The sequence below is a fragment of the Mesorhizobium sp. M1E.F.Ca.ET.041.01.1.1 genome, assembly GCF_003997355.1.
Classification (GTDB): Bacteria; Pseudomonadota; Alphaproteobacteria; order Rhizobiales; family Rhizobiaceae; genus Mesorhizobium.
Genome location: NZ_RZSL01000677.1, coordinates 1 through 2,901, shown reverse-complemented (window position 1 = coordinate 2,901; position 2,901 = coordinate 1). Strand labels below are relative to the sequence as shown.

Annotated in this window: 5 protein-coding genes; 1 reads left to right on the top strand and 4 read right to left on the bottom strand. The window is 63.9% G+C overall.

The features are described 5' to 3' along the window. A partial coding sequence (locus EOA38_RS32450) for a phosphoribosylamine--glycine ligase N-terminal domain-containing protein (protein WP_145966175.1) occupies nt 1-104 on the bottom strand: 104 nt, incomplete at its 3' end. 183 nt (nt 105-287) lie between these two features. After that, nucleotides 288-428 (bottom strand): hypothetical protein, encoded by a 141-nt coding sequence (locus EOA38_RS39460; RefSeq protein ID WP_189350248.1) that lies wholly within the window; start codon nt 426-428, stop codon nt 288-290. Between EOA38_RS39460 and ubiA the strand changes: the two genes are divergently transcribed. After that, nucleotides 427-1,410, top strand: coding sequence for a 4-hydroxybenzoate octaprenyltransferase (gene ubiA / locus EOA38_RS32445; protein ID WP_127221407.1), 984 nt, complete (start codon nt 427-429; stop codon nt 1,408-1,410). The genes EOA38_RS39460 and ubiA overlap by 2 nt on opposite strands. Nucleotides 1,411-1,577: 167 nt before the next feature. Here ubiA and EOA38_RS32440 read toward each other — a convergent pair whose 3' ends face one another. Then, entirely contained in the window at nt 1,578-2,144 is a 567-nt protein-coding gene (locus tag EOA38_RS32440; protein WP_127301147.1) for a DUF6101 family protein, read from the bottom strand. A 183-nt stretch (nt 2,145-2,327) separates the two neighbouring features. Next, on the bottom strand, nt 2,328-2,901 hold a 574-nt coding region (locus EOA38_RS32435; protein ID WP_245480978.1), incomplete at its 5' end, for an FAD-binding oxidoreductase.

Below are 2,901 nucleotides of genomic sequence, written 5' to 3'. Positions count from 1 at the left end.
GGATTACCGGGCGAAGCATAAAGCCTGGTCAGCAGCGGCGAGGCGGCGATCTTCCAGGCAAGCGCGTGTTCGCGGCCACCCGAACCGAGAAGAAGAACGTTCATGGCCACCTCTTGCTGCCGATCGTGTCTGCCCTGAACCCGCTATTGGTCCGTGGGCGACGGGTCAAGGCGTCTTGGCAATTTGGCGGCAGTTGCACACGAGAACAAGAGCGCGCAGGCTTTCGTCCAGACGGAAAAGGCATTGCCGCCTCACGATGTTTTCACCGGCTGAGCGACTAGAGCGGTTCACCGTTTCACGGAAACGGCGAACCACTCTATCTCTTTGTTTTCACGCAATTCCGGACGGAAAACCGCTTCACACTTTTCCTGGAATTGCTCTAGCTGCCGCTTGACGACGCCTATTCGTGCTGCCACTCCAGCATCCATGGAAACCATCCAGTCGAAAGCGGCCCAGGGCCGCGTCGCTGATGCGCCGAGCGGCCATTGGGTCTACAGGGTGCTGCCGCGCTGGCTGTGGCCCTACGCGCAGCTCGCGCGCTGGGACCGGCCGATCGGCTGGCAATTGCTTTTGTGGCCCTGCTGGTGGTCAGCGGCCCTTGCGGCAAGCGCCTATCCGCGTCCGACCGACCCGCTGCTGACGCTACTGCCGGCGCCCTGGTACCTGTTGCTGTTCTTCGTCGGCGCCGTCGCCATGCGCGGCGCCGGCTGCACCTACAACGACCTCGCCGACGAGGACATCGACAACCAGGTCGAGCGCACCCGCTCGCGTCCGCTGCCGGCCGGCAAGGTGACACGGCGCCAGGCCTGGGCGTTCCTGGTCATCCAGGCGCTGGTCGGGCTCGCGGTGCTGCTTCAATTCAACAGCTTCGCCATTCCGCTCGGCATCGCCTCTCTTGCGATCGTCGCGGTCTATCCGTTCATGAAGCGCATCACCAACTGGCCGCAATTCGTGCTTGGCCTGGCCTTCTCCTGGGGCGCGCTGATGGGCTGGGCGGCCGAGTTCGGCGATCTCGATGGGCCGGCCATCATGCTCTATATCGGCTCGATCCTATGGGTGATCGGCTACGACACGATCTACGCGCATCAGGACAAGGAAGACGACGCCCTTGTCGGCGTGCGCTCGACGGCGCGGCTTTTCGGCGACAACACCAAGACCTGGCTGGTCGGGCTCTATGGCGGCACGCTCGTCTGCTTCGCCATCGCTTTCGCCTCGGCGCAGGTGCCGATGCCGGCGCTGGCCGGCCTGATTGCGGCCGGCGCGCATATGGCGCGCCAGATCATCCGGCTCGACATCGACAATCCGGATCAGTGCCTGAAGCTGTTCAAGTCGAACAATCAGGTCGGCTGGCTGATCTTTCTGGGGCTGATCGGCGGCGCGCTGTGGGTGGCGTTGAAGCCGCTGGTGTAGTGACGCGTTCCCTTCTCCCCTTGTGGGAGAAGGTGTCGCCGAAGGCGACGGATGAGGGGTGCTCCAGGGAAAGCCAGCGTCTCACTCCGCTGGAACACCCCTCATCCGTCTCGGCGCTGCGCGCCGATCCACCTTCTCCCACAAGGGGAGAAGGAAAGGCGCCAAGGCTACTCCCGCGCAATAATCTCCTCGCCGCCGATGACGAGCCTCAGGCCAAGATTGCCGGTCCTGCGGCGGGCGAGGAAGCGCGGGCGGCGCATGTTGGATACGCGGCCCTTGCGGCGTTCCTGCGGCGGCAGCGCCTTGATGGCGGCGCCGAGCGATTCCTCCAGCGTGCGGGCAATGCCGTCGGCCTCGATCAGAAGCATCGGCAGACGATAGGCGTCGGCCCAGGCGCGCCAGTCGGCGGCGACGTCGTCGAGATCGTCGGCGACCAGAAGCGGCACCGACAGCATCGGATCATTGTGCAGAAGCTCCAGCGTCACGGTGACATTGCCGTCCGGATCTTCCATGGCGCGGGCGGCGACGCCGCGGAACGCATTGGCGGGCAGCGCGATGATCGCCGGCAGGCCGCTCATCTCCAGCATGCGCCGGATGATCGCGCCACGCTGGTCGATGGTGAAGGTAACATCGCCATAGTCGTCGCGCGTGGCATAGCTCACCATCTGCGGCAGGCGAAACGGGTCGAGACGCATGTTGCGTCCCGCCCAGACTGGCTTCAGTCCAGTGTTCATCGAATGCCTTCCTGTTTCTCCTGAGGGCCGTTTTCCGGTTCTCTCCGGGCCGGTTTTTCCGGCCTCGTTATGGGAGAAACATTAGTGCTCGCTTCTTACCGCCGCGCTTAAGAAAGTCGGTTAAATTTTGCTGATCTCAGCCATGGTTATCGGAATGCGACCAGCCACAAGATGTGGGAAGAGTTAGATAACCTTACCGGGATTCATGATGCCGGCAGGATCGAAGGCCGCCTTTACCCGGCGCATCAGGTCGATCGCCATCGGCGGCGCCGTGGCGATCAGTTCGTCGCGCTTCAACTGGCCGATGCCGTGCTCGGCCGAGATCGAGCCGCGGAAGGAGCGCACGACATCGTGCACGGCGTTGTTCATCGAGCGGTAGAGAGCGAGGAACGCCTCGTCGTCACCGCCTTCGGGGCGCGAGATGTTGTAGTGCAGATTGCCGTCGCCCATATGGCCGAAGCAGACGACGCGCGCGCCGGGGCTGACAGATGCGACGGCGCCTGCGGCCGTCTCGATGAAGTCCGGGATCGAGGCGATCGGTACCGAGATGTCGTGCTTGATCGAGGCGCCCTCGGGCTTCTGGCACTCGGGCAGCACCTCGCGGAAATTCCAGAAGGCATCGCCCTGGGCAAGGCTTGCCGCGACCACAGCGTCGCCGACGATGCCCTTCTCGAGGCCGGCCGAAAGAATCTCCTCGATCAGCGCCCTGCCGTCTTCTTCGGAACGGCCGGAAGAAACCTGCATCAAGACATACCAC

Excerpts from the sequence above, each read along its gene's own strand:
- EOA38_RS32440 (WP_127301147.1), bottom strand. The coding sequence starts at position 2,144 with ATGAACACTGGACTGAAGCCAGTCTGGGCGGGACGCAACATGCGTCTC.
- EOA38_RS39460 (WP_189350248.1), bottom strand. The coding sequence starts at position 428 with ATGGATGCTGGAGTGGCAGCACGAATAGGCGTCGTCAAGCGGCAGCTA.
- ubiA (WP_127221407.1), top strand. The coding sequence starts at position 427 with ATGGAAACCATCCAGTCGAAAGCGGCCCAGGGCCGCGTCGCTGATGCG.